Source organism: Streptomyces ipomoeae 91-03 (assembly GCF_000317595.1).
Taxonomy (GTDB): Bacteria; Actinomycetota; Actinomycetes; order Streptomycetales; family Streptomycetaceae; genus Streptomyces; species Streptomyces ipomoeae.
Genome location: NZ_AEJC01000483.1, coordinates 1 through 23,136, shown reverse-complemented (window position 1 = coordinate 23,136; position 23,136 = coordinate 1). Strand labels below are relative to the sequence as shown.

Here is a 23,136-nt window from a genome sequence, read left to right as displayed (position 1 = left end):
GCCATCTGCGGGGCCACGAGGAAGTCGCCGTCGTCGACGGCGATCTCGCCGAACGCCGTTTCGCGGCCGTCTACCGCACCGGCGACCGGGTCACCGGCGCCCTCGCGGTCGGCATGCCGCCCAAGGCGATCCGGCAGTGGCGGCAGGCCATCGCCACGTGCGCCGACTGGCGCGAGACGGTACTCGGCTAGAGACACCCACGGTTGTTGTCCTGCGGGGCTCTCGTCCCGCGGGGGCACACCGCGACACCATCGACGTTCAGGGACTGCAGAGAGGACCTCGATGTCCACCCCCCACACCCCGTCAACCACCACGGCTCTCGACCCCGAGGAGCTGGGCTTCGACCCGGAGGCCCTGCGCGCCCGGTACCGCGCCGAACGCGACCGCCGTGTCCGGCCCGACGGCAACCGGCAGTACCAGCGGCTCGCCGACGGGTTCGGCCACTACGACGACGACCCGTACGCCGATTCCGAGTTCACCCGCGAACCCCTGCACGACCGGGTCGAGGCGGTGGTCGTCGGCGGCGGCTTCGGCGGACTGCTCGCCGGGGCGCGGCTGCGGCAGGCCGGCCTGGAGTCGATCCGGATCATCGAGAAGGGCGGGGACTTCGGCGGCACCTGGTACTGGAACCGCTACCCCGGCATCCACTGCGACATCGAGTCGTACATCTACCTCCCGCTGCTCGAAGAGCTGGACTACATCCCGAAGTGGAAGTACGCGCCGGGCGAGGAGATCCGGCAGCACACCCGGGCGATCGGACGGCACTTCGACCTCTACCGCGACGCCTGCTTCCAGACCGTCGCCACCGAACTGCGCTGGGACGGGGCCGAGTCGGAGTGGATCGTCTCCACCGACCGCGGCGACCGGATGCGCGCCCGCTACGTGGTCGTCTCCAGCGGCACGCTCAGCCAGCCGAAACTCCCCGGCATCCCCGGTATCGAGACCTTCCGGGGCCCCACCTTCCACACCAGCCGCTGGGACTACGACTACACCGGCGGCGACGCGAACGGGAATCTGCACAAGCTCGCCGACAAACGGGTGGCCGTCATCGGCACCGGCGCGACCGCCATCCAGGTCGTCCCGCACCTCGGGGCCGACGCCGGACACGTGTACGTCTTCCAGCGCACCCCCTCCACGGTCGACGTACGCGACAACGCGCCCACCGACCAGGAGTGGGCGAGCACGCTGACCCCCGGCTGGCAGCAGCGGCGCATGGACAACTTCCTCAAGACGGTGACCGGCATCCGTGTCGAGGAGGACCTCGTGCGGGACGCCTGGACCAGCAGCGCCCGCCTCCAGGAGAAACTCATCCCGAGCGAGGCCTACGCGGACACCCCGGAGGAGGAACGCGAACGGGCCTACGAGATCGCCGACTTCCAGAAGATGAACGAGCTGCGGGCCCGCGTCGACGCCATCGTCGAGGACCCGGAGACCGCCGAGAAGCTCAAGCCCTGGTACCGCTACATGTGCAAGCGGCCCACCTTCAGCGACGCCTATCTCCAGACCTTCAACCGCCCCAACGTCACCCTGGTGGACACCGCCGACACCCACGGCGTGGAGCGGATCACCGAGAACGCCGTCGTGGTCGGCGGCGTCGAGTACGAGGTCGACTGCGTCATCTTCGCCACCGGTTTCGAGGTCGGTGTCTCGGGGCTCCTGTCCGGGCGGCTGCCCGCCTACGGCCGCGACGGCGTCGAACTGCTGAAGGCCTGGATGACCTCCGGCGGCCCCCGGACCCTCCATGGCTTCTACAGCCACGGGTTCCCCAACCTGTTCCAGCTCGGCCCGATGCAGAACGCCAGCGCCGTGAACTACGTCCACATCCTCGACCAGCAGGCGATCCACGTCGGCGAGGTCGTCGCCGAGGCCCGCAGGCGCGGGGCCCGGTACGTCGAGCCGACCGCCGAGTCCGTCGACGCCTGGGTGACCACCATCCGGGAGAAGGCCGCCGACCTGTACGCGTTCCACGCCGAGTGCACCCCCGGCTACTACAACAACGAGGGCCGGCCCCGGGAGCGCAGCGAGTCGTACGGCGACGGGCCGGTCGCCTTCCACGAACTGCTCCGGCGCTGGCGCGAGAGCGGCGGCATGGACGACGTCCTCGTCGGAACCGAGTGAGAGGGAGAAGGTGAGCACGCGATCCAGCCGGTTCGACGGGACCGGTGACCTGCGCACCACCGGCTCCCGCTGGGAGGCCCGGCGGCTCAACCCACCGAACCCGCTGTGGGGTTCCAACGGCGTCGCCTTCGGCCCGGACGGGCGGCTCTACGTCGCCCAGTTCCTCGCCGGGCAGATCAGCGCCGTCGACCCGGCCACCGGGGACGTCGAGATCGTCGTACCGATGGACGGCCCGGTGCAGTCGCCGGACGACCTGGCCTTCGGCGCGGACGGCTCGATGTACATCGCCGACCTGGTGCCGGGACGGGTGTGGCGGCGCGACCCGACGGGCGAGTACAGCCTCGTGTCGGACGACGTGCGGAACCCCAACGGCATCACCTGCGTCGGTGACCGGCTCTTCGTCAACGAGATGAAGCCCAACGGCCGGCTGATGGAGCTCTTCCCGGACGGCGGCGACCCGGTGGTGCTCACCGAGGGCCTCGCGATGGGCAACGCCATGCAGCTCGGCCCGGACGGACACCTGTACTACCCGCACATGATGGGTGGCCGGAACCCGCTGGAGACCGGCCAGGTCTGGCGGATACCGCCGGACGGGGGCGCCCCCGAAATGGTCGCGGACGACGTCCATCAGCCGGTGGCCGTACGGTTCGACCAGGGCGGTGTCCTGCATATGCTGTCCCGGGGCGTCGAGGGCATCGTCACCCGGATCGACCTGCACGGCAGCGGCTCCCGGACGCTGATCACCAGCGGCCTGAAGGGCCTGGACAACGGGGCGTTCGACGCGGAGAACCGCATGTTCGTCTCCAGCTACTCCAGCGGCGGCATCACCGAGATCCACCCCGACGGCCGCACCCGCGAGATCGTCCCCCGCGGCTTCGACGGCCCCTACGGGGTGACGGTCGACCTCGGGGGCACGGTGTACGCGGCGGACCACTACCGGCTGGCGAGCCCGGCCGTGACGGACGAGGGCGAGCCGGTCACCGCCGGTCTCGTGGAGTCCGGGCCGGGCGGGGTGACCACGCACCTCCTGCTGCCGTTCGCCCACGGCGTCACCGCCGACGGAGGCTTGCTGCACTACACCTCGCAGTTCGGGAACGTACAGACGTACGACACGGAGACCGGGACGACCCGGGAGCGGGCGAGGGGGCTCGACCGGCCCATCGGTATCGCCGTCGGACCGGACGGCGCACTCGTCGTCGCCGAAACGGGCGCCGGCCGCGTTGTGATCATCGAGGACGGCGACAGCGGTGGCTCGGTGACCGTGCTCGCCGAAGGGCTCGACCAGCCGACCGACGTGGCCTTCGACGCGGAGGGCCGCGTCCATGTGAGCGAGGAACGGCTGGGATCGGTGCTCCGGATCGACGAGGGCGGCAAGACGGCCGTGGTGGCGGACGGGCTGGGTGCCCCGCAGGGCCTGGCGGTCCTGGACGGGGAGCTGTTCATCGTGGAGACCGGGCCCCGCAGACTGCGGGCGATCTCCCTCGCCACGGGGGAGCAGCGGATCGACGCCGAGGAGCTGCCGGTCGGACCGCCCCCGGGTGTCGTCCCGCGCACCGAGCCGGCGTTGCTGGCGAGCGGCATGCCCGGCATGGCCCGCCGCTTCGCGGGCCTGGCCGCCGCCCCGGACGGGATCCTGCTGCTGTCGGCCAACGGCGAGGGCACCGTGCTGCGGCTGACGCCGAGGAAGGGGGAACGGCCGGAGCGGTGAGCCGGGGTGCCGGTGCCGGTGCCGGAGCCGCGAGTGTGGGCCTCAGCCGGAACGGTAGAGCGTCGTGAGGAGTTCGATGGCGGTCCGGGTGGCGGGGTGCGGGTCGTCCCGCCACCAGGCGAGCCGTACGGCGATCGGTCCGGCGTCGCGCACCGGCCGGTAGACGACACCGGGCCGCCGGTACTGGTGGGCGGTGGACTCCGCGGTCATCCCGATGAAGCGGCCCGTGGCGATCGACGTCAGCCAGTCGTCGACGTCGTGCGTCTCCTCGGTCGCCGGACGGGAGTCGGGCGGCCACAGCTCGGCCGTGGTCGTACCTGTCCTGCGGTCGACCAGCAGGGTGCGCCCGCTCAGATCGGCCAGCCGGACCGAGCGGCGCCGGGCCAGCGGATCGTCGGCGGCCATCGCGCACAGCCGCCGCTCCAGGCCCACGATCGCCGAGTCGAACCGGCGGTCGTCCATCGGCCTGCGCACCACGGAGAGATCGCAGGCGCCCTCCGCGAGACCGGCCGTCGCGGAGTTGACCCGTACGAGCTGCAGATCCGTCTCCGGGTGCGCGGCGGCCCAGCGGCGCTGGAAGTCCAGTGTGTGCCGGCCCAGCGCCGACCAGGCGTACCCCATCCGCAGCCGGACATGGCCCGACGTGGCCTCCCGGACGAGGTCGTCCACCTCGCCGAGCACCCGCCGGGCGTGCGACACCACACGTGATCCGGTCGGCGTCGGGGTCACCTCGCGCGAGGTCCGCCGCAACAGCCGTACCCCCAGGGTCCGTTCCAGTGAGGCCAGGGTGCGGGACACGGCCGCCTGGGAGACCCCCAGGGCGATCGCGGCATCGGTGAACGTGCCCTCCTCGACGATCGCGAGGAGGCAGCGCAACTGGCGCAGCTCCACCTCGCCGGTGGTTCTGCCTCCGGCGGTGCCGTCACCGACGGCTTCGTCCTTCGCGTCCATGACTCCAGCGTATGGATGGAGCGGCGGATGCATTTTGCGCAAGAGATGTCCGGGCCCACGCTCACGTCATGGATACCGCTTCCGCCGCGACCGCGGCACAGACGGCCCCGCTACCCGCCCCCGTTCCCGCCCCCGAACCGACTGCGGCGCGGCTTGCCGGTGTCGCCACGATGGTCGGCTGCGGAGTGTCCAACCAGGTCGGCGCCGCGATGGGGGCGCTGGCCTTCCCGGTGCTGGGGCCCGTCGGCGTCGTCGCGATACGGCAGTACGTCGCCGCGATCGTCCTGGTGGCCGTCGGCCGACCCCGGCCGCGGTCCTTCACCGCGCGCCAGTGGTGGCCGGTGGTGCTGCTCGCGCTGGTTTTCGGGACGATGAACCTGTCGCTGTACACGGCCATCGACCGCATCGGCCTGGGGCTCGCGGTGACGCTGGAGTTCCTCGGGCCGCTCTCCATCGCCCTCGCCGCCTCGCGCCGCCGGGTGGACGCGTGCTGCGCGGCGGTCGCCGCCGCGGGGGTGGTGACCCTGATGCGTCCTCAGGCCTCCGCCGACTGTCTCGGCATGGGGCTGGGCCTTCTCGCCGCGGTCTGCTGGGCGTCGTACATCCTGCTCAACCGCACCGTCGGCCGCCGCGTACCCGGTGCCCAGGGTTCCGCTGCCGCCGCCGCGCTCTCCGCCCTGGTCTTCCTGCCGGTCGGCATCGTCCTGGTCGTCCGACAGCCGCCGACCGCCGGGGCCGTCGGCTACGCGATCGCCGCCGGAGTGCTCGCCTCGGCCGTGCCGTACCTCGGGGACGTGTTCACCCTGCGCCGGGTGCCGGCCCAGGCGTTCGGGCTGTTCATGAGCGTCAACCCCGTCCTGGCCGCCCTCGTCGGACGGATCGTGCTCGACCAGGAGCTGGGGTGGGTCGAGTGGGCGGCCATCGGCGCGGTGGTCGCGGCGAACGCGCTGAGCCTCGGCGTACCCCGCCGCTGAGGAGGCGTCGCCGCCGACCGGACCACCCTCACTTCCCTCCGAACCAGTGCGCATCCTGTGGGAACAAAATTGTTGACAATCATGTTGGCCTAGATTTACGTTCGACAGGCACTCACTCAGGGAGGGCACATGCAGGAGGAAGCCCGTCCGGGCACCGGAGAGCAGGCCAAACAGCTCGCGCTGGCGAAGCTGCGGCAGGCGATCCTGCACGGCGAGATGGCACCGGCGCAGCGGCTGGTGGAGAACGAACTCGCCGAGCAGTTCGGTGTGACACGGGCCAGTATCCGCGCGGCACTGATCGATCTGGAGGCCGAGGGACTGGTCGAGCGGATCCGTAACCGGGGCTCGCGGGTGCGGGTGGTGAGCGTGGAGGAAGCGGTCGCCATCAGCGAGTGCCGCATGGCTCTGGAAGGGTTGTGCGCGGCGAAGGCGGCGGTAGAGGCCACCGACGACCAGCTGGCCGAGCTGGCCGACATCGGTACGGCGATGACCAAGGCCGTGGCCGACGGCGAGCCGGTGACGTACTCCGAGCTCAACCAGCGACTGCACGCCCGGATCCGGGAGATCTCCGGTCAGCAGGTGGCGGTGGAGCTGCTGGAGCGGCTCAACGCCCAGCTGGTCCGCCACCGGTTCCAGCTCGCGCTGCGGCCGGGACGGCCCCAGCACTCCCTGAGTGAACACCTGGCCATGATCGACACGATCCGGGCCAGGGACCCGCAGGCGGCCGAAGCGGCCGTCCGCGCCCACCTCATGAGCGTGATCGCGGCGCTGCGCGAGTAGCGAGGCGACCGGCGATCCGGACCCGCGTCCTGCAAGCACGGGCCCGGCCCGTGTGTCCGACGCGCCGCACGCGGCACGCTCCGAGGTGGGCCAACAGGTCCGTACACCAAGGAGATTCAGTCGATGACCGACGGCACGGCGTCCGCCACCACCACCCCACCACGCTCGACCCTTGTCATCACCGCGCACGCGGGAGACTTCGTGTGGAGGGCCGGCGGCGCCATAGCCCTGGCGGCCTCCCGCGGGGAGAAGGTCACCATCGCCTGCCTGACCTTCGGCGAGCGCGGCGAGTCCGCGAAGGCCTGGCGCGAGGGCAGGAAGCTGGACGAGATCAAGGCGATCCGCAGGGAGGAGGCCGAGAAGGCGGCCGGCACCCTCGGCGCCGAGATCGTCTTCTTCGACGCCGGCGACTACCCGCTGATCGGCACCCCCGAGCTCACCGACCGGCTGGTCGCCGTCTACCGCGCGGCCCAGCCCGACGTCGTCCTCACCCACCCGCTGGAGGACCCCTACAACGGCGACCACCCGGCCGCCGCCCGTATGGCCCTGGACGCGCGCGTGCTCGCCCAGGCCATCGGCTACCCGTCCGAGGGCGAGATCATCGGCGCCCCGCCGGTCTTCTTCTTCGAACCCCACCAGCCCGAGATGTGCGGCTTCAGGCCCGAGGTCCTGCTCGACATCACCGAGGTCTGGGAGACCAAGCGCAAGGCCATGGAGTGCCTCGGCGCCCAGCAGCACCTGTGGGACTACTACACCGACCTCGCCGTCCGTCGCGGCGTCCAGCTCAAGCGCAACGCCGGACCCAATCTGGGCCTCGCCCACAAGACCATGGCCGAGGCGTACATGCGGCCCTACCCGCAGGTCACGGGGGTGCTGGACTGATGGGCGGCGTGATCGTCACCAACCCGCCGAAGGCGGACGCCGAGGACGTCGACGCGATCGGCCGGTACGGGGTCGCCACCGTCCACGAGGCGATGGGCCGCACCGGACTCCTCGGCACCCGTCTCCGCCCGATCCAGCAGGACACCCGGATCGCGGGCACCGCCGTCACCGTGCTCTCCTGGCCCGGCGACAACCTCATGATCCACGCTGCCGTCGAGCAGTGCGGCGAGGGCGACATCCTGGTCGTCACCACCACCTCGCCCTCCACCGACGGCATGTTCGGCGAACTCTTCGCCACCGCCCTCCAGCGGCGCGGTGTACGCGGCCTCGTCATCAACGCCGGCATCCGCGACACCGCCGAACTGCGCGCGATGGACTTCCCGGCCTGGGCCGCCGCCGTCAGCGCCCAGGGCACCGTCAAGGCCACCGGCGGCTCCGTCAACGTCCCGGTGGCGATCGGCGGCCAGATCGTCCGCCCCGGTGACGTGATCCTCGCCGACGACGACGGCGTGGTGGTCGTACCCCGCGAACGGGCCCGACAGGTGGCCGACGCCGCCGAGGCCCGCGAGCGGAAGGAGGCCGCCTCCCGCGCCGCCTTCCTCGACGGCCGACTCGGCCTGGACCGCTACGGGTTGCGCGAGACCCTCGTACGCCTCGGCGTCACTTACCAGCCCTACGAGGAGTACGTCCGCGAGGAGGCGGAGTCGTGAGGCCGTACGAGGTGTACGTCGTCGAGGGGGCCAGGTCGTGAGGCCGTACGAGGCGTACGTGGTCCAGGGGGCCGGGTCGTGACCGGGTGGGCCGAGGGGGTCCGCTGCACTCTGATGCGGGGCGGCACCTCCAAGGGCGCCTACTTCCTCGCCGGGGATCTGCCCGCCGACCCCGCCGCCCGTGACGAGCTGCTGCTGCGCGTCATGGGCAGCCCCGACCCGCGCCAGATCGACGGCCTGGGCGGCGCTCATCCCCTGACCAGCAAGGTCGCCGTGGTGTCCGCCTCGACCGACCCCGACGCGGATGTGGACTACCTGTTCCTCCAAGTCGGCGTCGACAAGCCCGAGGTGAACGACCGTCAGAACTGCGGCAACATCCTCGCCGGAGTCGGCCCGTTCGCCGTCGACCGAGGTCTGGTCGGAGTGGGGGAGCCGGAGACGTCCGTACGCATCCGCATGCTCAACACCGGTGACCTCGCCGTGGCCACCTTCCCCACCCCCGGCGGCCGGATCGCGGTCACAGGCGACGCCGCGATCTCCGGGGTGCCGGGGACGGCCGCGCCGGTGGTGATCGAGTTCCCCTGGAGCGGCAGTCCGCTGCTGCCCACCGGGAACGCCCGTGACGTCGTCGTCGGCACGGAGGTCACCTGCGTCGACAACGGCATGCCGACCGTGCTGATCCCCGCCACCGCCCTGGACGTCACCGGCTACGAGACGCCCGAGGACCTGGAGGAGGATCCCGCCCTCGCCGACCGGCTGCACGACATCAGGCTGGCGGCGGGCGAACTGATGGGGCTCGGCGACGTCACACACACCACCGTGCCCAAGCTCAGCCTGCTCGCCCCGCCCCGGGACGGCGGCGCGGTCACCACCCGCACCTTCATCCCCGTCCGCTGTCACACCTCCATCGGCGTACTCGGCGCCGCGAGCGTGGCCGCCGGGCTGCGCGTCGAGGGCGGTGTCGGCGACGGCATCGCCCACCTCCCGCCCACCGGCGACCGGGTGCGCGTCGAACACCCCACCGGCTTTCTCGACATCGAGACCCGGGTGACGTACGGCGCCGACGGCAGCCCCTCGGCGAGCCGCACCGCCGTCGTCCGTACCGCCCGCAAGATCTTCGACGGCACGGTCTTCCCCCGGCCCGCCGAACCCGCTTCCCCTTCCTAGGAGTCGCTGATGACCCCGCCACTCGGCGACATCGCCCACCTCGGGCATGTCGAACTGCTCACCCCCGACCTCGACCACAGCCTGTGGTTCTTCACCGAGATCCTCGGCCTCACCGAGAACGGCCGCTCCGGCGACTCGGTCCATCTGCGGACCTGGGACGACTACGAGCACCACAGCCTCACCCTCACCGCCCACACCACCTCCGGCATCCGCCGCACCGCTCTGCGCACCTCCAGCGAGGAGGCACTGCGGCGTCGGGTCGAGGAACTGGAGCGCACCGGCCGCCCGGGCCGCTGGGTCGAGGACGAGCCGGGCATCGGCCCGCTCTACGTCACCACCGATCCCGACGGCCACGAGGTGGCCCTGTACTGGGAGAGCGAGTGGTACGAGGCATCGGCCGACCTCAGGCCCGGGCTGAAGAACCAGCACCAGGCCAAACCCGGCCACGGCGTCGGCGTACGCCGCCTCGACCACGTCAACTTCCTCGCCTCCGATGTCGCGGCCAACGCCGCCTTCACCCGCGAGGTCCTCGGCGCCCGCCCCACCGAGCAGATCGTCCTCGACACCGGGAAGGTGGCCGCCCAGTGGCTGACCTTCACCAACAAGTCGTACGACGTCGTCTACACCGAGGACTGGACCGGCTCACGGGGGCGGCTGCACCACATCGCGTTCGCCACCGACACCCGCGAGGACATCCTGCGGGCCGCCGACCTCTGCCTCGACCAGGGCGTGTTCATCGAGACCGGGCCGCACAAGCACGCCATCCAGCAGACGTTCTTCCTCTACGTCTACGAGCCGGGCGGCAACCGGATCGAGCTGTGCAACCCGCTCACCCGGCTCGTCCTCGCGCCCGACTGGCCGCTGATCACCTGGACCCAGGCCGAGCGCGCCAAGGGCCAGGCCTGGGGCCTGAAGACCATCGAGTCGTTCCACACGCACGGCACACCACCGGTCGACTGACGGGTTCCGTTCCGAAGCCAGACGTGCCTCATTTGTCGCCGAGATTGTTGACAAAAACGTTGACGTATTCGATGCGGCTGCTTAGCGTCTGGCTCACCCCCCTAGTTCGACTGGTTCGAGAGGGAAACAATGACGTCCTCCCCGTCCCCAACCGCTCGCACAGGCAAGCTGGCCGTACTGGTCATCGGCCTGTGCTGGCTGGCCGTCCTCTTCGACGGCCTCGACATGTTCATCTACGGCTCGGTGCTGCCGCACATGCTGGCCGAGAAGGCCCTCGGCCTCACCCCGGACCAGGCCGGTGACCTCGGCAGCTACGCCACCTTCGGCATGCTCGTCGGCGCTCTGACCGCCGGGACGGTCGCCGACCGGATCGGCCGCCAGAAGCTGATGGTCGCCTGCGTCACGCTGTTCTCGCTGGCCTCCGGGCTCTGCGCGATGGCCAACAGCGTCGGCGTGTTCGGCCTCGGCCGCACCCTCGCCGGCATCGGCCTCGGCGGGCTGCTGCCGACCGCGATCAGCATGGTCTCCGACTACGCCCCGCGCGGTCGCGCCGCCCTCACCATCGGGATGCTGATGACCGCCCACCACGCGGGCGGCATCCTCTCCGCGTACGTCGCCCTGTGGGTCGTGGAACCCCTCGGCTGGCGTGCCGCCTTCTGGGTCTGCGTGGCCCCGCTGCTGTTCGTGCCGGTGCTCGTCACGTTCATGCCCGAGTCGCTGAGCTTCCTCGTCGCCAAGGGCCGCCTCGACGAGGCGGGACAGCTCGCCCGCCGCTTCGACGTCGAACTGCCCGCCGCCGAGAAGAAGGACCCCGCCGACCGCTGGAACTCCCTCGCCAACCTCTTCCGCGGCGGTGAGTGGACCCAGACCCTGCTCTACTGGGTGGCCTCCTTCGGCGGACTGCTGCTCGTCTACGGCGTCGCCACCTGGCTGCCCACCCTGATGCGCAGCGAGGGCTACGAACTGGGCTCCGCGCTGACCTTCGTGGTGCTGTTCAACCTCGGCGGCATCGTGGGCATGCTGGTCGCGGGCCGCGCCGCCGACCGCTTCGGTGCCCCGCGCATCTCGGCGATCTGGTTCGCGCTGACCGCCGCCGGAGTCTTCCTGCTCAGTGTGCGGATGCCGCTCGGCGTGACCTTCCTGGTCGTCTTCCTCACCGGTGTCTTCCTCAACAGCGCCCAGACCATGATCTACGCGACGGTCTCCATCCGCTCCGACCCGGAGAACCGGGCCACCGCCGTCGGCTGGACCTCCGGCATGGGCCGCTTCGGTGCCGTCTTCGGCCCCTGGCTCGGCGGTCAGCTCCTCGCGGCGGGCAACGGCGACTGGGGCTTCACCGCCTTCGCCCTGGCCGGCGTCTCGTCCATGGTCTTCATCGGCATCGCCTCCCTGCGCGGACCCCGGCAGACGCAGCCGAGCGACCCCGAGAAGTCGCTGTCACCGGCCGGCTGAGCGGCACGGCGAAGTGAGCCTCAAGACCCCCTCCGCCGCCCCGGACGTCACAGCCGAGACCTCGTCCGGGCACCCCGCGGCCCGTCTCGTGCCCCGGGCCCTGCTGCGGATCCCGCACGACGGACCGGCAGCCTTCGGCGGCGACACGACCACCTTCGCCGAGGCCGTCGCCACCACCCTGAGCACCCTGAAGGGCCCACCGGCCGCGGACGACACCGAGGGACCGTCCTACTCGGGCGAACGCAGCGCGGCGGTGGCAGCGGAAAGGGGTGCCAAGGGCATTCCGGTGGCGTCGAAGCCATGGCGCGATTTGACGGAGCGAGCCAAGGGCCTGGGGGTCACCGTCACGCCCTGAAGGGGGGTGCGGGACGTACTCGTCAACGAGCAGATGAATTTACTTGAGTTAGGCAATAAGATGGTAAACTGGGTCCCATGTCCCCATCACCGCCACCGTCCGACCCCGCCTCCCCGGAAGTGATCGAGATCGAGCGAGCCCTCACTCGCATCACCTACCTCAGCACCCGTGCCCGGGCCCATGAGCGCCTGATGGCGCTGGCCGGTGTGCCGCTGGACCGCGCCGCCGTGGCACTGCTGCGGCAGATCGCCGACACCGAGCCGCTGCGCCCCGGGGAGCTGGCCAACCGTCTGGGCGTCGAGGCCTCCCATGTCACCCGCCAGGTCCAGCAGCTGCAGAAGTCCGGCTACGTCACCCGCGTACCCGACCCGGACGACCGCCGCGCCCAGCGCATCGAGCTGACCGCCCTCGGCCAGGAGGCCATAGGCCGTATCCGTGAGGCCGGTGTCAGAGGGATGCAGATGGCCCTGGCCGACTGGTCGCCCGAGGAGCTCCAGCAGCTCGCCGGACTCTTCCACCGGATGGTCGACGACTTCCTCGCCCACGCCAACGACAACGTGGAACCGGAGACCGCGCAGCCGGCGCCCAGCGCCTGACGACGTAGGACGGCCCGCACCGGCAGCCCCGGCCCGCACCAGCGCGAGCCGGGGCTGCGTGTTCGTCAGGGTTGCGTTCGTCATGGGGCCCGCCCGGGCCCGTCGTCCACCGGCCACTGGTACCTGGGTACCACCGGCGCCCCGAAGTGTCTCCCTCGGTACCGGGGGCGCGATCGCTCGCGTCCCTGGATTTTCAGGCACGGGCCACGGACCGACCGGGGCCGAGTGCGAGGCGACAGGACAGGCGTTCCCATGATCGAAGTAATGGACGGCATCGAGGCGACCCGGCGCCGGCGGCTTCCTGCTCAAGGACGCGCGCCCCGAGGAACTCGTCGCGGGCATCCGGGCGGTGGCCGCCCCGACCCCCGGCCGGCGTCGCTCGGCGAGCGCGAGCACGAGATGCTGGTCGCCATCGGCCAGGGCTGGACGAACACGGAGACAGCCGAGCGGCTGGTGCTGACGGAGTCCACCGTGAAGAAGCACGTGGGCCGCGTCCTCGCCGAGATCGGCGCCCGCGACCGGATCCAGGCCGTCATCGCGGCGTACGACGCCGGCCTGGTCCGCCCGCAGAGCCGAGCACGAGCCGAGGCCCCCCGGTCCGGAGCTGAGCACGCGCCGAGGCCCCCGCTCCCGGAGCTGATCGCGCCCCGAAGCCCCGAGCGAGGCCCGATCCTCAGGCGGAGTAACCCAGTTGCTTCCGTATGAACGGCGTCATCAGTGTCCTGGCCTTGGCGAGGGTGGCGGTGCGGCCACCGAGTACGGCCGTCTCGCCGCCCGGCACCGGGACCAGGGCGACCCCGTCGGCCGAGCCGAACGGCACGATCAGCGGGGTGCGCTGGATCGGCCGGTACAGGCGCGGCTCCTTGCGGTGCCTGCCCGAACTCCCCAGATACGTACGGATGTTGTGGGCGGCGATGTCCGCCTGGGCGAGAGCGGCCGGGGAGATCTTCAGCTCGGTGGCGTCGTTCACGTCACCGATCGCGAACACGTCGAGCCGTCCGTCGACCCGCAGCATCCGGTCGACCTTGATGTGCCCGGACGCGTTCAGCCAGTCGCCGTGCCCGCCCAGCCGCAGCCAGAGCGTGTTCGGGGTGGTGCCGGTGGCCCAGAAGGACAGATCGGCCTCGATGAGGTTGCCGCGGCCGTCCCGGTAGGTGTCGAAGTCCGGCCCGGGGGAGATGAACGAGTCCAGCCGCACCTCCACGTCATGGGCCTCCAGCCACTCCAGCGCCCGCCGCCCGGCCCGCCTGCTGCCCGTGGAGTTCAGCAGCACCGACCCGGCGTGCGCGAGCGTCACCCGCGCTTTTGGCCGGGCCAGCCGGATCTCGGCGGCCAGCTCCACTCCGCCGGGTCCACCGCCGACGACCAGCACATGCTCGGCGGCGGCGATGTTCTCCTGGTGCGCGGTGAACGTCTTGGCCGCCTCGTCGATGGTCGTGCCGAGGAACCGCGCGGGCTCGGGATAGTCGGCGCCGGTGGCGATCACCACCACGTCGTACGGCAGCCGCTCACCGGTGGCCAGCCGCACCTGCCGCTCACTTGTGTCGATGCCGACCACCTTGTCCACGACCACCCGGCCGTTGCGCAGCAGACGGTCGTAGGGGATGAAGGGCGCCGTCGTCCAGTCCTCGCGCACGCCGGCGCGCAGCGACGCGACGCGATGGAAGAAGACCTCCTTGCGGTCCACGAGAGTGACCCGTGCGAATTCGTCCAATCGCCTGGCCAGGCGGATGCCCCCGTATCCGCCGCCGATCACGATTACTTCGCCGTCAAGCACATCAATTCTCCTGTGCTGGTGGGGGGAGAGATGACGAGCCTAACGCTTGAAACTTAAAGCTGCGCGAGGGGTTTGTGTTTCTCGTGTGAAGTGACGACACATATGGCGGCGGGACTCGGCCTGCCTAGGCTGCCCCCGTGACCGAAACCGACATCGACACCGCCGCTGACAACGACCGCCCCCTCGCCGTGTTCGACCTGGACAACACCCTCGCCGACACCGCGCACCGGCAGCGGTTCCTGGAGCGCAAGCCACGCGACTGGGACGCCTTCTTCGCCGCCGCCCCACAGGACCCGCCGCTCGCCGAGGGCATCGCGCTGGCGGTGGCGAGCGCCGAGGAGTGCGAGGTCGTCTACCTCACCGGGCGCCCCGAACGCTGCCGCCGCGACACCGTCGACTGGCTCGCCGCCCACGGCCTCCCCGAGGGCCGCGTCTGGATGCGCCGCGACGGCGACCGCAGACCCGCCCGCCGCACCAAGCTCGAAATCCTCCGCCGACTCGCCAGAACCCGCGAGATCCGCGTCCTCGTGGACGACGACGAACTCGTGTGCGAGGACGCGGAACAGGCGGGCTTCCCCGTCGTACGAGCCCGCTGGGCCGCCACCTCCGCGGCGCTCAAGGAGGCACAGGAGCGGGAGGGGCGCACCTGAGCGCAAGGTCGTGGTCGGCAGGCCAATCGGCGTCCTCCGGCGATCAGTCGGTGTCCTCCAGCCGGAACCCCACCTTCAGCCCGACCTGATAGTGCGCGATCTCCCCGCTCTCGATGTGCCCCCGAACCTGAGTCACCTCGAACCAGTCGAGATTCCGCAACGTCTGCGCGGCCCGGGCCACCCCATTCCGAATGGCCTGATCAACGCTCTCCCCCGAACTCCCGACAATCTCCGTGACCCGGTAAACATGATCGGACATACGCTTCCTCCTTGTTCAAGTCCTCCACTGCGGCCGATATGCCACACATCACTCCACGGTGCCCCAGACCACAGAACTCCGCGAGCCGCGCCCCATAAGGGGCGTGGGGCTGTGCCGATTTGCGGCTCCGCCGCGTGGGCGCGACAAGCCGCGACGAACCAGCACCCGCCAACAAACCCGAGGGACCACTCACCGCACCACACTCAACGACAACGCGAACCTCCCTTCCCGATCGGTCCACCAGTGCCCCAACTCCAACCCGACGGCAGCCAGCTCACTCCGCACACCGTCCTTCCGGAACTTCGCCGAAACCTCGGTCCGCATCTCCTCACCCGCCACGAAATCAACCGCGAGATCCAGCGCCGGAATCTTCACGCTCTGATCCGCCCGCGCCCGCAACCGCATCTCGATCCACTCCCGCTCGGCATCCCACAGCGCGACATGCTCGAACGCCCCGAGGTCGAAATCGGCGCCCAGCTCACGGTTGACGACGTTCAGCACGTTCTTGTTGAACGCGGCCGTGACACCCGCCGCGTCGTCGTACGCGGCAACCAGCACATCCGCGTCCTTGACCAGATCCGTACCGAGCAACAACGCGTCCCCCGGCGCCAGCAGCCCACGTACGGAGGCGAGGAACACGGCGCGCTCCGCGGGCACCAGATTGCCGATGGTGCCCCCCAGAAACGCCACAAGCCGCGGTCCCGGAGTCTTTGGCAGCCGTATCGCGCCGGTGAAGTCGGCGATGAGCGCATGCACGTTCAACCCCGGCCGCTCGGCGATCAGCGCCGCACCGGCCTGCCGCAGCGCGCTCTCACTCACATCGACGGGCACATACGTGTGCAGCCCGGGCATCGCGTCCAGCAGATGCCGGGTCTTGTCGGAGGACCCGGATCCCAGCTCGACCAGCGTGCGCGCACCGCTGGCCGCGGCGATCTCCCCCGCCCGGTCGAGCAGGATCTCGCGCTCCGCACGGGTCGGGTAGTACTCGGGCAGTTCGGTGATCCGCTCGAACAACTCGCTGCCGTGGGCGTCGTAGAACCACTTGGGCGGCAATGTCTTGGGCGTACGGGTGAGGCCTGCGAGGACATCGGCGCGCAGGGCCGCGTCCGTGGCGTCCTCGGGCAGGGTGCGGGTGAGAAGGAACGGGCTCACGCAGGGGGCTCCTTCGGTGGTGCGGATACCGAGTCGTGGTGTGAGGGATTCGAGCGATTCGAGGGAGCCGGACGGTCGGCTTCTTCCAACTCCTTGAGCGGCGTGAGGAGTACGTCCGTACGATCGGCCACCAGCAGCGTCCGGTCCGGCACCTCCACCCAGCGCGGGTCGTCGTCGTACGGCTCGGAGGCCACGACCGTGCCGCCGCCGGGCTCGGTGAGATACCAGAGCGTGTCGCCCCAGGCCGTCGCGGCGATGGTGTCGCCGTTGGTGAGCAGCAGATTGAGCCGGGAGCCGGGGGCCGCCCGGGCGACCTCCGGAACCGTGTCGGCGAGGGCCTGACCCTCCTCGTCGCCACCCCGCAGCCGGTTCACCACCAGGGCCCAGACGAGCGCCGAGTCGTTGCGGGCCTCCATCGACAGCACCTCGACGGCGGGCAACCGGGCGACGAGCGGCGCCAGGGACGCGGGCCATCCGACGACGGCCCCGTTGTGGCTGAACAGCCATGGCCCGGCGGCGTACGGAGCCGCCGCGGCCTCGTTGTCCGCGCCCGGCACGGTGGCGTCCCGTACGGCGGCGAGGAGCGCCCCCGTACGGACGACCCGGGCGAGGTCGGTGAAGGACAGGTCGCCCCAGATGGGCCCGGCCCGCCGGTACCGCGCCGGCACCGGGTCGCCCTCGGCGTACCAACCGACCCCGAAACCATCGGCGTTGACGGTCCCGTACCGCTGGCGCCGGGGTGCCCACGACTGCCGGAACAGACTGTGCGGCGGATCCACGAGCACCCTGCCCAGCGGCAGCGAGGGTCCGAGGAAAGCGAGATGGCGGCACATCAGACGGCCTCCGGGGAGGCGTCCCGCGCGGTGCGGAATCCGCAGAAGATCTGCCGTCGGATCGGATAGTCCCAGTTGCGGAACGTCCCCCGGCAGGCCACCGGGTCCACGGCGAACGAACCACCGCGCAGCACCTTGTACTCGGGGCCGAAGAACACCTCCGAGTACTCCTTGTACGGGAACGCCGTGAACCCCGGATACGGCAGGAAGTCGCTCGCCGTCCACTCCCACACATCGCCGATCAACTGCCGTACGCCCAGCGGTGATTCCCCCGCCGGGTAGCTGCCGACGGGCGCCGGACGCAGATGGCGCTGCCCGAGGTTCGCGTGCTCGGGCGTGGGGTCGGCGTCGCCCCACGGATAGCGTGTCGAGCGGCCGGTGACCGGGTCGTGCCGGGCGGCCTTCTCCCACTCGGCCTCCGTGGGCAGCCGCCGCCCCGCCCAGCGGGCGTACGCGTCGGCCTCGTACCAGCACACGTGCAGCACCGGCTCGTCGCCCGGTACGACCTCGGTGGCACCGAAACGCCGCCGCAGCCACTGCCGGCCGTCGCGCCGCCAGAACAGGGGCGCCCGAATGTCGTGCGCGCGGATGTGGTCCCACCCCTCGGCGGTCCACCAGCGCTGGTCGTCGTAGCCGCCGTCCTCGATGAACGCCTGGTACGCGGCGTTCGTCACCGGCGTGGTGTCGATGTGGAAGGGCGGGACGACCCGCCGGTGCACGGGCCGCTCGTTGTCCAGCGCCCATGGCTCGACGGAGGTGCCCATCATGAACTCCCCGCCGGGTACGAGGACTTCGGCGGGCCCGGTGAACAGCGGCGCGGGCTCCGGATCCGGCGCCGTCAGCACGGCGGGTCCCTTGCGCAGCTGATGGGTGATCAGCATCGTCTCGTCGTGCTGCTGTTCGTGCTGGGCGATCATGCCGAAGGCGAAGCCCGCCTCGGTGAGCCGGGTGCCGTGGAAGTCGGTGCTCTCCAGCACGTCCAGGGCCCGGCCGCGCACCTCGGTGAGGTACTGCCGGGCCTCCGCGGGCGGCAGCAGCGGCAGCGAGGGCCGCTCGGCGCGCGGATGTTCGAAAGCGTCGTACAGTCCGTCGATCTCGGGCCGCATCGCCTCCCGGCCCGCGACGTTCCGCAGCAGCCACAGCTCCTCCTGGTTGCCGATGTGGGCGAGGTCCCACACCAGCGGGGACATCAGCGGGGAGTGCTGCGCGGTGAGGTCCGGGTCGTCGACGGCGGTGGTGAGGAGCGCGGTGCGGGCGCGGGCGGTGGTCAGCGCCTGAAGCGCACGCTCCCGGAGTATGTCGGGGTCGGGGTCGGCGTCGTGGGTCGACACGGGGGTCTCGGGCGCGGTCATGCCGGGATGTCCTTCCCGTGGAACAGATCGAGCAGATCGTCGGCGGGGCAGCGGCCCCGGGTCACATAACGGTCGGTGAACTCCACGACCGCTTTCCGCACTTCGGCGCTCGCGCCGAGTCTGGGCAGCGCCTCGGCCGCCGCGGCGAAGCACACGGCCGCCGCCTCCCGCAGCTCGGGATCGGCCAGGCCCGAACGGGCGGCCGTGATCCACAGTGGATCACGCGGCGGCAACAGCGAACCGGACCGCTCGGCGAGGGGTTTCACGGTCCGATAGGCGATCTCGGCGGCCTCCGCGTCGTCGAACAGCGCCGCCGTCACCGCGAGCGGCACGATCCACCCGTCCTCACCCGGCTGGGCGTCGATCATCCGCAACTCGATATGACCACGCGGCCGTACGGGCGGGAACAGGGTCGTCAGGTGATAGTCCAGATCGGCGCGGCTCGGCGGCACATCGGTCCGGGTCCACTCCCGGAACGTCATCCCGCCCGGCACACCCCAGGGCCCGTCGTCGGACCGGACGCACATCACCGGCGCGTCCAGCACCAGCCGCGCCCAGGCCCCGCGCGGATCGCCGTCCAGCGGCGGCGCGGTCGTACGGCCGGGGTCCATCGCCGCCCACAGCGCCTGCCGCGTCGAACGCCAGCCGGTGACCCGGCCGCGCGCCAGCGGGGAGTGCGCGAACGCGGCCATCAGCACCGCGCCGAGCTGATGCGCCAGCCACCAGCGCCGCTCATGGCCCAGCGGCCCGGGCTCCTCGTACCCGGCGTCCAGACACACCTGCACGGAGGCCGACGAGCACATCATGGACCGCCCCTCGGGCCCGAAGCGGTCGAGGTACACCTCCATCGCGTCGTACCGGGGCTCACGCAGATACCGGGTCGGGGGGTTCCACGGGTCGTGGCCGAAGCCGCTGATGCCGAGATCCACCTCGCGCAACGTGGCGCGTACGGCGTCCAGGTCGGCCGAGACGGACCTCACGCACTCCGTCAGGGAGGCGGCCGGCGCCGAGCTGATCTCCAGCTGGCCACCCGGCTCGACGGTCAGTGCCGAGGTCAGGGGCAGGGTCCGCAGTGCGGCGTAGGCCGCCGCGAGTCGTGCGGGTGGTGCCGGGAGCCGCGGGTCGCGCAGCTCGTGGACGTGCCATTCCACTTCGACACCGAGGGTGCGGGGTGGACCGGTCTTGAAGCAGATGCCCCGCACCAGGGCCTCCGCCTCGGCCTCGGTGACCGCGGAGCGCTGCTCCGTACAGCCACTCAACGAATCTGACATATCGGGATCCTCCTGAGATGCCAACGTGCCGCCGATCCGATGCCGGTCGGGCCGGATCGACAGTGCTCGTCCCACCCAAGACCCTCACCCGGCTCCGCACAAGGGTACGGATCACCACAACACGGATCATCGATCTCTGTTCCCCGGCTCTTCAGGCACCTCTTCCCGGGCCCGTACAGGCCCGTTCACACCGGAAAACTCCGTTGCGGTCACTCACCAGCATCACCCACGATGCGTCCATGAGCACGACGGGGGAGCACGCGCCGACCGCGCGCGTGGCACACACAGGGGTGGTGGCGTCATGAGCGCCCGCCTGCGCGGAATCGCACGAGAAACCGAACAAATCGTCGCGGCGGGCCGCTATCGCGCCCCCGACGGCCGCGAGGTGTCCCTGGCGAAGGCGGTGTCGGCCGCAAGGGCCGGCACTCGCCTGTACGGCCCGCAACCGCTGGAAATCCCCCAGCTCAGTCCTGTCAAGACGCTGATCGAGGTAACCGGCGAGAGCAGCCTCCAGGCCGCCCACCGCCTGTACGGCGACACCCCCGTGGCCGTCCTCAACTTCGCCTCGGCCAGAAACCCGGGCGGCGGCTTCCTGAACGGCGCCCAGGCCCAGGAGGAGGCCCTCTGCCGAGCCTCCGCCCTGTACGCGTGCATCCGCGAAGCCCGCGGCTTCTACGACCACCACCGCACCCACCGGGACCCGTTCTACACGGACCGCGTCATCCACTCACCTGGCGTACCCGTCTTCCGGGACGACAGGGGCGACCTCCTCACCGAGCCCTACACCGTGGGCTTTCTGACATCACCCGCCCCGAACGCGTCGGTGGTCCTGCGCACGACACCGGAGCGCGCACCGCAGCTCCCCGGAGCCCTTGCCACGCGGGCGGAACGGGTACTGGAGGTGGCGGCGGCCCATGGCTACCGGCGGCTCGTGCTGGGTGCCTGGGGCTGCGGGGTGTTCGGCAACGATCCGACGCACGTGGCGGGAGCGTTCCGCGGGTTGTTGGTGGGGGGCCGCTTCGAGGGCCACTTCGAGCACGTGGTGTTCGGAGTACTGGACCGTACGAGGGACGCGGTGGTCCGGGGTGTCTTCGAACGCGAGTTCAGCGCCTGACGCTCAACGCCAGCCGTACCGCTCCCTCAACCGATGCACCACGGAGTTGAACCGCATCCGGTCGAGCGCGCAGGCCTCCCGGCGCATCCCCGCCTCATGCAGCCGCAGCACTCGGTCCACATCCACCCATGAATCCCGCCCGGACCGGTCCCACGGCCCACTCCCGATCGGCACCCACTCCCGATCCCCGTCGTGCCGCTTACTGGACAACTGCACGGCGAGCAGGGTCCCGCCGGCCTCCCGAGCCACGACGAGCACGGGCCGATCCTTCCCCCGCCCGTCGTTCTCCTCGAACGGCACCCAGGTCCACACGATCTCCCCGGGATCGGGATCCCCGTCATGGGCGGGCGAGTACTCGGTACGTACCCGCCCCACGTCACGGGGATCGGCTTCGGTGGTGGCGGAGGACCCGTAGCGACCGGGCACATCTTGCTCAGCGAAGGAAGTCACGCGCAAACGGTAACCCGCGCCCCGAAAGGGGCGCGGGACGATATCAAGGTGCAGCTCCGCCACGTGGGCGCGACGAGCCACGAACAACCCGCAGCCGGCCACCGGCAGTCGGAGCCACGGCGACAACGTACGACCCACCTCCCGCGCTATGACTCCCGATCCACAGCCACCTTCTCCACGACGGCCTTCTCCACCGGCACCCCGTTGACCCCGGCGGAGCCACCCGCGGCCGAGCTGTTCATCGACGCCAACAACTGCCGAGCCAACCCCAACCCGGTTCCCCCCATGGTGAGCGCCTTGGCGAACATGTCGGCCATCCCGTCGGCCCCGTTGAGCAGCACCATGTTGTCGACGTTCCCGAACGCACTGGCCCCGGCCTCGACGATCTCCGGCCACCTCTCGGCCAACTGCTGGGCGATCACGGCTTCCTGGTTCTCCGCCAGCGCGGCGCTCCGCGCCTTGATGCCATCGGCCTCGGCGAGCCCCTTCGCACGGGTGGCCTCGGCCTCGGCGAGTCCCTTGGCCTGCCGGGCGGCGGCCTCGGCCTCACCGGTGGCGCGGGTGGCGTTCGCGTCGGCGGCGGCCGCGAGTTCCGTCTCCTTGGCCTGGGCCTGCGCGGCGGAGATACGGGCGTCGCGCTCGGCCTCGGCGAGGGTCCGCTTCTCGTAGGCCTTGGCGTCGGCCGGCTTGCGGACGTCGGCCTGGAGCTGCTGCTCGCGCCGGTAGGCCTCGAGCTCGGCGACGCGGGTCTCCTGGACGACGACCTCCTGTCGAGCCCCGGCCTCGGCGAGGGGGCCGGCCTGCTTGGCCGTCGCGGCGGCCTTGTCCCGCTCCGCCTGGTAGCCGGCCTGCAGGATCTCGCTGTCCCGGGTGGCCTCCGCCATCCGCGCGGCGGCCTGCTGTTCGGCCTCGGTGGCGAGCCGGTTGGCCTCGGCCTGGGCGATACGGGCGTCCCGCTGGACGGCGGCGGCGTGCGGCATGGCGAGGTTCTTGATGTAGCCGGTCGGGTCCTCGATCTCGTGGATCTGCAGCGAGTCGACGATGAGACCGAGCTTCTCCATCTCGGTGCCGCAGGCCGCCCGGGTCTGCCCGGTGAGTTTCTCGCGGTCGCGGATCATGTCCTCCACCGTCAAACCGCCCACGATGGACCGGAGATGACCGGCGAACACGTTGTGCACCCGCTCGGAGACGCGTTTTTGCTGGTCGAGGAAGCGGCGGGCCGCGTTGGCGATGGACACGAAGTCGTCGCCCACCTTGAAGATGACCACGCCGCGGATCTTCAGCGGAATGCCCTGATGGGTCACGCACTCCACGGCCAACTCGGTCTGGTTGAGGTCGAGCGAGAGCTTGCGCACCGCCTGCATCCCGGGCAACACGAGCGTGCCGCGCCCGGTGACGATGCGGAAGCCCATGCCTTCCTCCAGGCCCTCCATCTTGTGCTTGGAGCCGGAGATGATCAGCGCTTCGTTGGGTTCGGCGACCCGCCACATCAGTTTGAACAGCCCGATCAGTACCAGGACGGCACCGACGGCCGCCCCCGCGATGATGCCGACGAACATCGGCAGACCCCCTTGGCCAGGTGCCCTTTCGGCACCGAACGTCGGGAGTGTCCCGCGTGGCACAGC

At 71.0% G+C, this 23,136-nt stretch carries 22 protein-coding genes and 2 pseudogenes; 15 read left to right on the top strand and 9 right to left on the bottom strand.

Translation table 11 applies throughout. The features are described 5' to 3' along the window. The 3 genes and pseudogenes from STRIP9103_RS31545 to STRIP9103_RS31535 form a co-directional block, all read left to right on the top strand. Window positions 1-191 (top strand): annotated as a pseudogene (locus tag STRIP9103_RS31545) (NAD(P)/FAD-dependent oxidoreductase); the annotation flags it as partial. Window positions 192-282: 91 nt separating this feature from the next. Next, window positions 283-2,118, top strand: a complete 1,836-nt coding sequence (locus STRIP9103_RS31540) for a flavin-containing monooxygenase (RefSeq protein ID WP_009327202.1) — start codon at window positions 283-285, stop codon at window positions 2,116-2,118. A gap of 10 nt (window positions 2,119-2,128) precedes the next feature. Beyond that, a complete protein-coding gene (locus tag STRIP9103_RS31535; RefSeq protein ID WP_009327204.1) occupies window positions 2,129-3,826 on the top strand; it encodes an SMP-30/gluconolactonase/LRE family protein in 1,698 nt (565 codons plus the stop codon). A gap of 42 nt (window positions 3,827-3,868) precedes the next feature. Here the strand turns inward: STRIP9103_RS31535 and STRIP9103_RS31530 are convergent, their stop codons facing one another. Further along, complete coding sequence (locus tag STRIP9103_RS31530) at window positions 3,869-4,777, bottom strand: LysR family transcriptional regulator (protein ID WP_009327211.1); 909 nt, start codon at window positions 4,775-4,777, stop codon at window positions 3,869-3,871. Window positions 4,778-4,845: 68 nt separating this feature from the next. On the opposite strand from STRIP9103_RS31530, the gene STRIP9103_RS31525 reads away from it, so the two are divergent. From STRIP9103_RS31525 to STRIP9103_RS45320, 10 genes and pseudogenes are all read left to right on the top strand, one after another. Beyond that, complete coding sequence (locus STRIP9103_RS31525; RefSeq protein WP_100244043.1) at window positions 4,846-5,751, top strand: EamA family transporter; 906 nt, start codon at window positions 4,846-4,848, stop codon at window positions 5,749-5,751. Between the two features lie 129 nt (window positions 5,752-5,880). Further along, on the top strand, window positions 5,881-6,531 hold the full coding sequence (locus tag STRIP9103_RS31520; RefSeq protein WP_009327201.1) for a GntR family transcriptional regulator: 651 nt from the start codon (window positions 5,881-5,883) through the stop codon (window positions 6,529-6,531). Between the two features lie 123 nt (window positions 6,532-6,654). Continuing rightward, the gene (locus STRIP9103_RS31515) at window positions 6,655-7,413 is read left to right on the top strand and encodes a PIG-L deacetylase family protein (RefSeq protein WP_009327224.1); all 759 of its coding nucleotides are present in this window, start codon (window positions 6,655-6,657) and stop codon (window positions 7,411-7,413) included. Further along, window positions 7,413-8,123 carry a 4-carboxy-4-hydroxy-2-oxoadipate aldolase/oxaloacetate decarboxylase gene (locus STRIP9103_RS31510; protein WP_048821329.1) on the top strand — a complete coding sequence of 237 codons (711 nt, stop codon included), beginning with the start codon at window positions 7,413-7,415 and terminating at the stop codon, window positions 8,121-8,123. Before STRIP9103_RS31515 ends, STRIP9103_RS31510 begins: the two co-directional genes overlap by 1 nt. A 78-nt stretch (window positions 8,124-8,201) precedes the next feature. Further along, window positions 8,202-9,290: a 4-oxalomesaconate tautomerase gene (locus STRIP9103_RS31505; RefSeq protein ID WP_009327209.1), complete on the top strand. Its 1,089-nt coding sequence runs from the start codon at window positions 8,202-8,204 to the stop codon at window positions 9,288-9,290. A gap of 9 nt (window positions 9,291-9,299) precedes the next feature. After that, a complete protein-coding gene (locus STRIP9103_RS31500) occupies window positions 9,300-10,250 on the top strand; it encodes a catechol 2,3-dioxygenase (protein ID WP_009327225.1) in 951 nt (316 codons plus the stop codon). 129 nt (window positions 10,251-10,379) lie between these two features. Then, window positions 10,380-11,702 carry an MFS transporter gene (locus STRIP9103_RS31495; RefSeq protein WP_009327217.1) on the top strand — a complete coding sequence of 441 codons (1,323 nt, stop codon included), beginning with the start codon at window positions 10,380-10,382 and terminating at the stop codon, window positions 11,700-11,702. Window positions 11,703-11,715: 13 nt separating this feature from the next. Next, on the top strand, window positions 11,716-12,057 hold the full coding sequence (locus tag STRIP9103_RS31490; RefSeq protein ID WP_009327207.1) for a hypothetical protein: 342 nt from the start codon (window positions 11,716-11,718) through the stop codon (window positions 12,055-12,057). A 77-nt stretch (window positions 12,058-12,134) separates the two neighbouring features. Next, window positions 12,135-12,653 (top strand): MarR family winged helix-turn-helix transcriptional regulator, encoded by a 519-nt coding sequence (locus STRIP9103_RS31485; RefSeq protein ID WP_009327212.1) that lies wholly within the window; start codon window positions 12,135-12,137, stop codon window positions 12,651-12,653. Window positions 12,654-12,924: 271 nt separating this feature from the next. Beyond that, window positions 12,925-13,226: pseudogene (locus STRIP9103_RS45320) on the top strand (response regulator transcription factor); the annotation flags it as partial. A 100-nt stretch (window positions 13,227-13,326) separates the two neighbouring features. Here STRIP9103_RS45320 and STRIP9103_RS31475 read toward each other — a convergent pair. Further along, entirely contained in the window at window positions 13,327-14,430 is a 1,104-nt protein-coding gene (locus STRIP9103_RS31475) for an FAD-dependent oxidoreductase (protein ID WP_009327215.1), read from the bottom strand. A 137-nt stretch (window positions 14,431-14,567) separates the two neighbouring features. Here STRIP9103_RS31475 and STRIP9103_RS31470 point away from each other — a divergent pair, with 137 nt between their 5' ends. Next, window positions 14,568-15,080: a phosphatase domain-containing protein gene (locus STRIP9103_RS31470; protein WP_009327220.1), complete on the top strand. Its 513-nt coding sequence runs from the start codon at window positions 14,568-14,570 to the stop codon at window positions 15,078-15,080. Window positions 15,081-15,123: 43 nt separating this feature from the next. Here the strand turns inward: STRIP9103_RS31470 and STRIP9103_RS31465 are convergent, their stop codons facing one another. The 5 genes from STRIP9103_RS31465 to egtA all read right to left on the bottom strand — a co-directional run bounded on the left by STRIP9103_RS31465 (window position 15,124) and on the right by egtA (window position 19,947). Continuing rightward, on the bottom strand, window positions 15,124-15,339 hold the full coding sequence (locus STRIP9103_RS31465; protein WP_009327203.1) for a dodecin: 216 nt from the start codon (window positions 15,337-15,339) through the stop codon (window positions 15,124-15,126). Window positions 15,340-15,528: 189 nt separating this feature from the next. Beyond that, window positions 15,529-16,491 (bottom strand): L-histidine N(alpha)-methyltransferase, encoded by a 963-nt coding sequence (gene egtD / locus STRIP9103_RS31460; RefSeq protein WP_009327213.1) that lies wholly within the window; start codon window positions 16,489-16,491, stop codon window positions 15,529-15,531. Beyond that, complete coding sequence (egtC, locus tag STRIP9103_RS31455) at window positions 16,488-17,324, bottom strand: ergothioneine biosynthesis protein EgtC (protein WP_009327210.1); 837 nt, start codon at window positions 17,322-17,324, stop codon at window positions 16,488-16,490. Before egtC ends, egtD begins: the two co-directional genes overlap by 4 nt. After that, on the bottom strand, window positions 17,324-18,676 hold the full coding sequence (gene egtB / locus STRIP9103_RS31450; protein ID WP_009327206.1) for an ergothioneine biosynthesis protein EgtB: 1,353 nt from the start codon (window positions 18,674-18,676) through the stop codon (window positions 17,324-17,326). The genes egtC and egtB overlap by 1 nt, the downstream gene beginning before the upstream one ends. Further along, the gene (egtA, locus tag STRIP9103_RS31445; RefSeq protein WP_009327219.1) at window positions 18,673-19,947 is read right to left on the bottom strand and encodes an ergothioneine biosynthesis glutamate--cysteine ligase EgtA; all 1,275 of its coding nucleotides are present in this window, start codon (window positions 19,945-19,947) and stop codon (window positions 18,673-18,675) included. Before egtA ends, egtB begins: the two co-directional genes overlap by 4 nt. Window positions 19,948-20,248: 301 nt before the next feature. Here egtA and STRIP9103_RS31440 point away from each other — a divergent pair, with 301 nt between their 5' ends. Beyond that, window positions 20,249-21,061 (top strand): TIGR02452 family protein, encoded by an 813-nt coding sequence (locus STRIP9103_RS31440; protein WP_009327218.1) that lies wholly within the window; start codon window positions 20,249-20,251, stop codon window positions 21,059-21,061. Between the two features lie 3 nt (window positions 21,062-21,064). On the opposite strand, the gene STRIP9103_RS31435 is transcribed toward STRIP9103_RS31440, so the two are convergent. Both STRIP9103_RS31435 and STRIP9103_RS31430 read right to left on the bottom strand, forming a co-directional pair. Next, window positions 21,065-21,511, bottom strand: coding sequence for a type II toxin-antitoxin system PemK/MazF family toxin (locus STRIP9103_RS31435; protein WP_048821332.1), 447 nt, complete (start codon window positions 21,509-21,511; stop codon window positions 21,065-21,067). Between the two features lie 146 nt (window positions 21,512-21,657). Next, the gene (locus STRIP9103_RS31430; protein WP_009327223.1) at window positions 21,658-23,070 is read right to left on the bottom strand and encodes a flotillin family protein; all 1,413 of its coding nucleotides are present in this window, start codon (window positions 23,068-23,070) and stop codon (window positions 21,658-21,660) included. Window positions 23,071-23,136: the final 66 nt, after the last annotated feature.

What these genes read in the sequence shown, in the direction of transcription:
- STRIP9103_RS31530 (WP_009327211.1), bottom strand. Translation starts at nt 4,777, where the DNA reads ATGGACGCGAAGGACGAAGCCGTCGGTGACGGCACCGCCGGAGGCAGA.
- STRIP9103_RS31540 (WP_009327202.1), top strand. Translation starts at nt 283, where the DNA reads ATGTCCACCCCCCACACCCCGTCAACCACCACGGCTCTCGACCCCGAG.
- STRIP9103_RS31510 (WP_048821329.1), top strand. Translation starts at nt 7,413, where the DNA reads ATGGGCGGCGTGATCGTCACCAACCCGCCGAAGGCGGACGCCGAGGAC.
- STRIP9103_RS31430 (WP_009327223.1), bottom strand. Translation starts at nt 23,070, where the DNA reads ATGTTCGTCGGCATCATCGCGGGGGCGGCCGTCGGTGCCGTCCTGGTA.
- egtC (WP_009327210.1), bottom strand. Translation starts at nt 17,324, where the DNA reads ATGTGCCGCCATCTCGCTTTCCTCGGACCCTCGCTGCCGCTGGGCAGG.
- STRIP9103_RS31485 (WP_009327212.1), top strand. Translation starts at nt 12,135, where the DNA reads ATGTCCCCATCACCGCCACCGTCCGACCCCGCCTCCCCGGAAGTGATC.
- egtB (WP_009327206.1), bottom strand. Translation starts at nt 18,676, where the DNA reads ATGACCGCGCCCGAGACCCCCGTGTCGACCCACGACGCCGACCCCGAC.
- STRIP9103_RS31495 (WP_009327217.1), top strand. Translation starts at nt 10,380, where the DNA reads ATGACGTCCTCCCCGTCCCCAACCGCTCGCACAGGCAAGCTGGCCGTA.
- STRIP9103_RS31500 (WP_009327225.1), top strand. Translation starts at nt 9,300, where the DNA reads ATGACCCCGCCACTCGGCGACATCGCCCACCTCGGGCATGTCGAACTG.
- STRIP9103_RS31520 (WP_009327201.1), top strand. Translation starts at nt 5,881, where the DNA reads ATGCAGGAGGAAGCCCGTCCGGGCACCGGAGAGCAGGCCAAACAGCTC.
- STRIP9103_RS31525 (WP_100244043.1), top strand. Translation starts at nt 4,846, where the DNA reads ATGGATACCGCTTCCGCCGCGACCGCGGCACAGACGGCCCCGCTACCC.
- STRIP9103_RS31465 (WP_009327203.1), bottom strand. Translation starts at nt 15,339, where the DNA reads ATGTCCGATCATGTTTACCGGGTCACGGAGATTGTCGGGAGTTCGGGG.
- STRIP9103_RS31440 (WP_009327218.1), top strand. Translation starts at nt 20,249, where the DNA reads ATGAGCGCCCGCCTGCGCGGAATCGCACGAGAAACCGAACAAATCGTC.
- STRIP9103_RS31515 (WP_009327224.1), top strand. Translation starts at nt 6,655, where the DNA reads ATGACCGACGGCACGGCGTCCGCCACCACCACCCCACCACGCTCGACC.
- egtA (WP_009327219.1), bottom strand. Translation starts at nt 19,947, where the DNA reads ATGTCAGATTCGTTGAGTGGCTGTACGGAGCAGCGCTCCGCGGTCACC.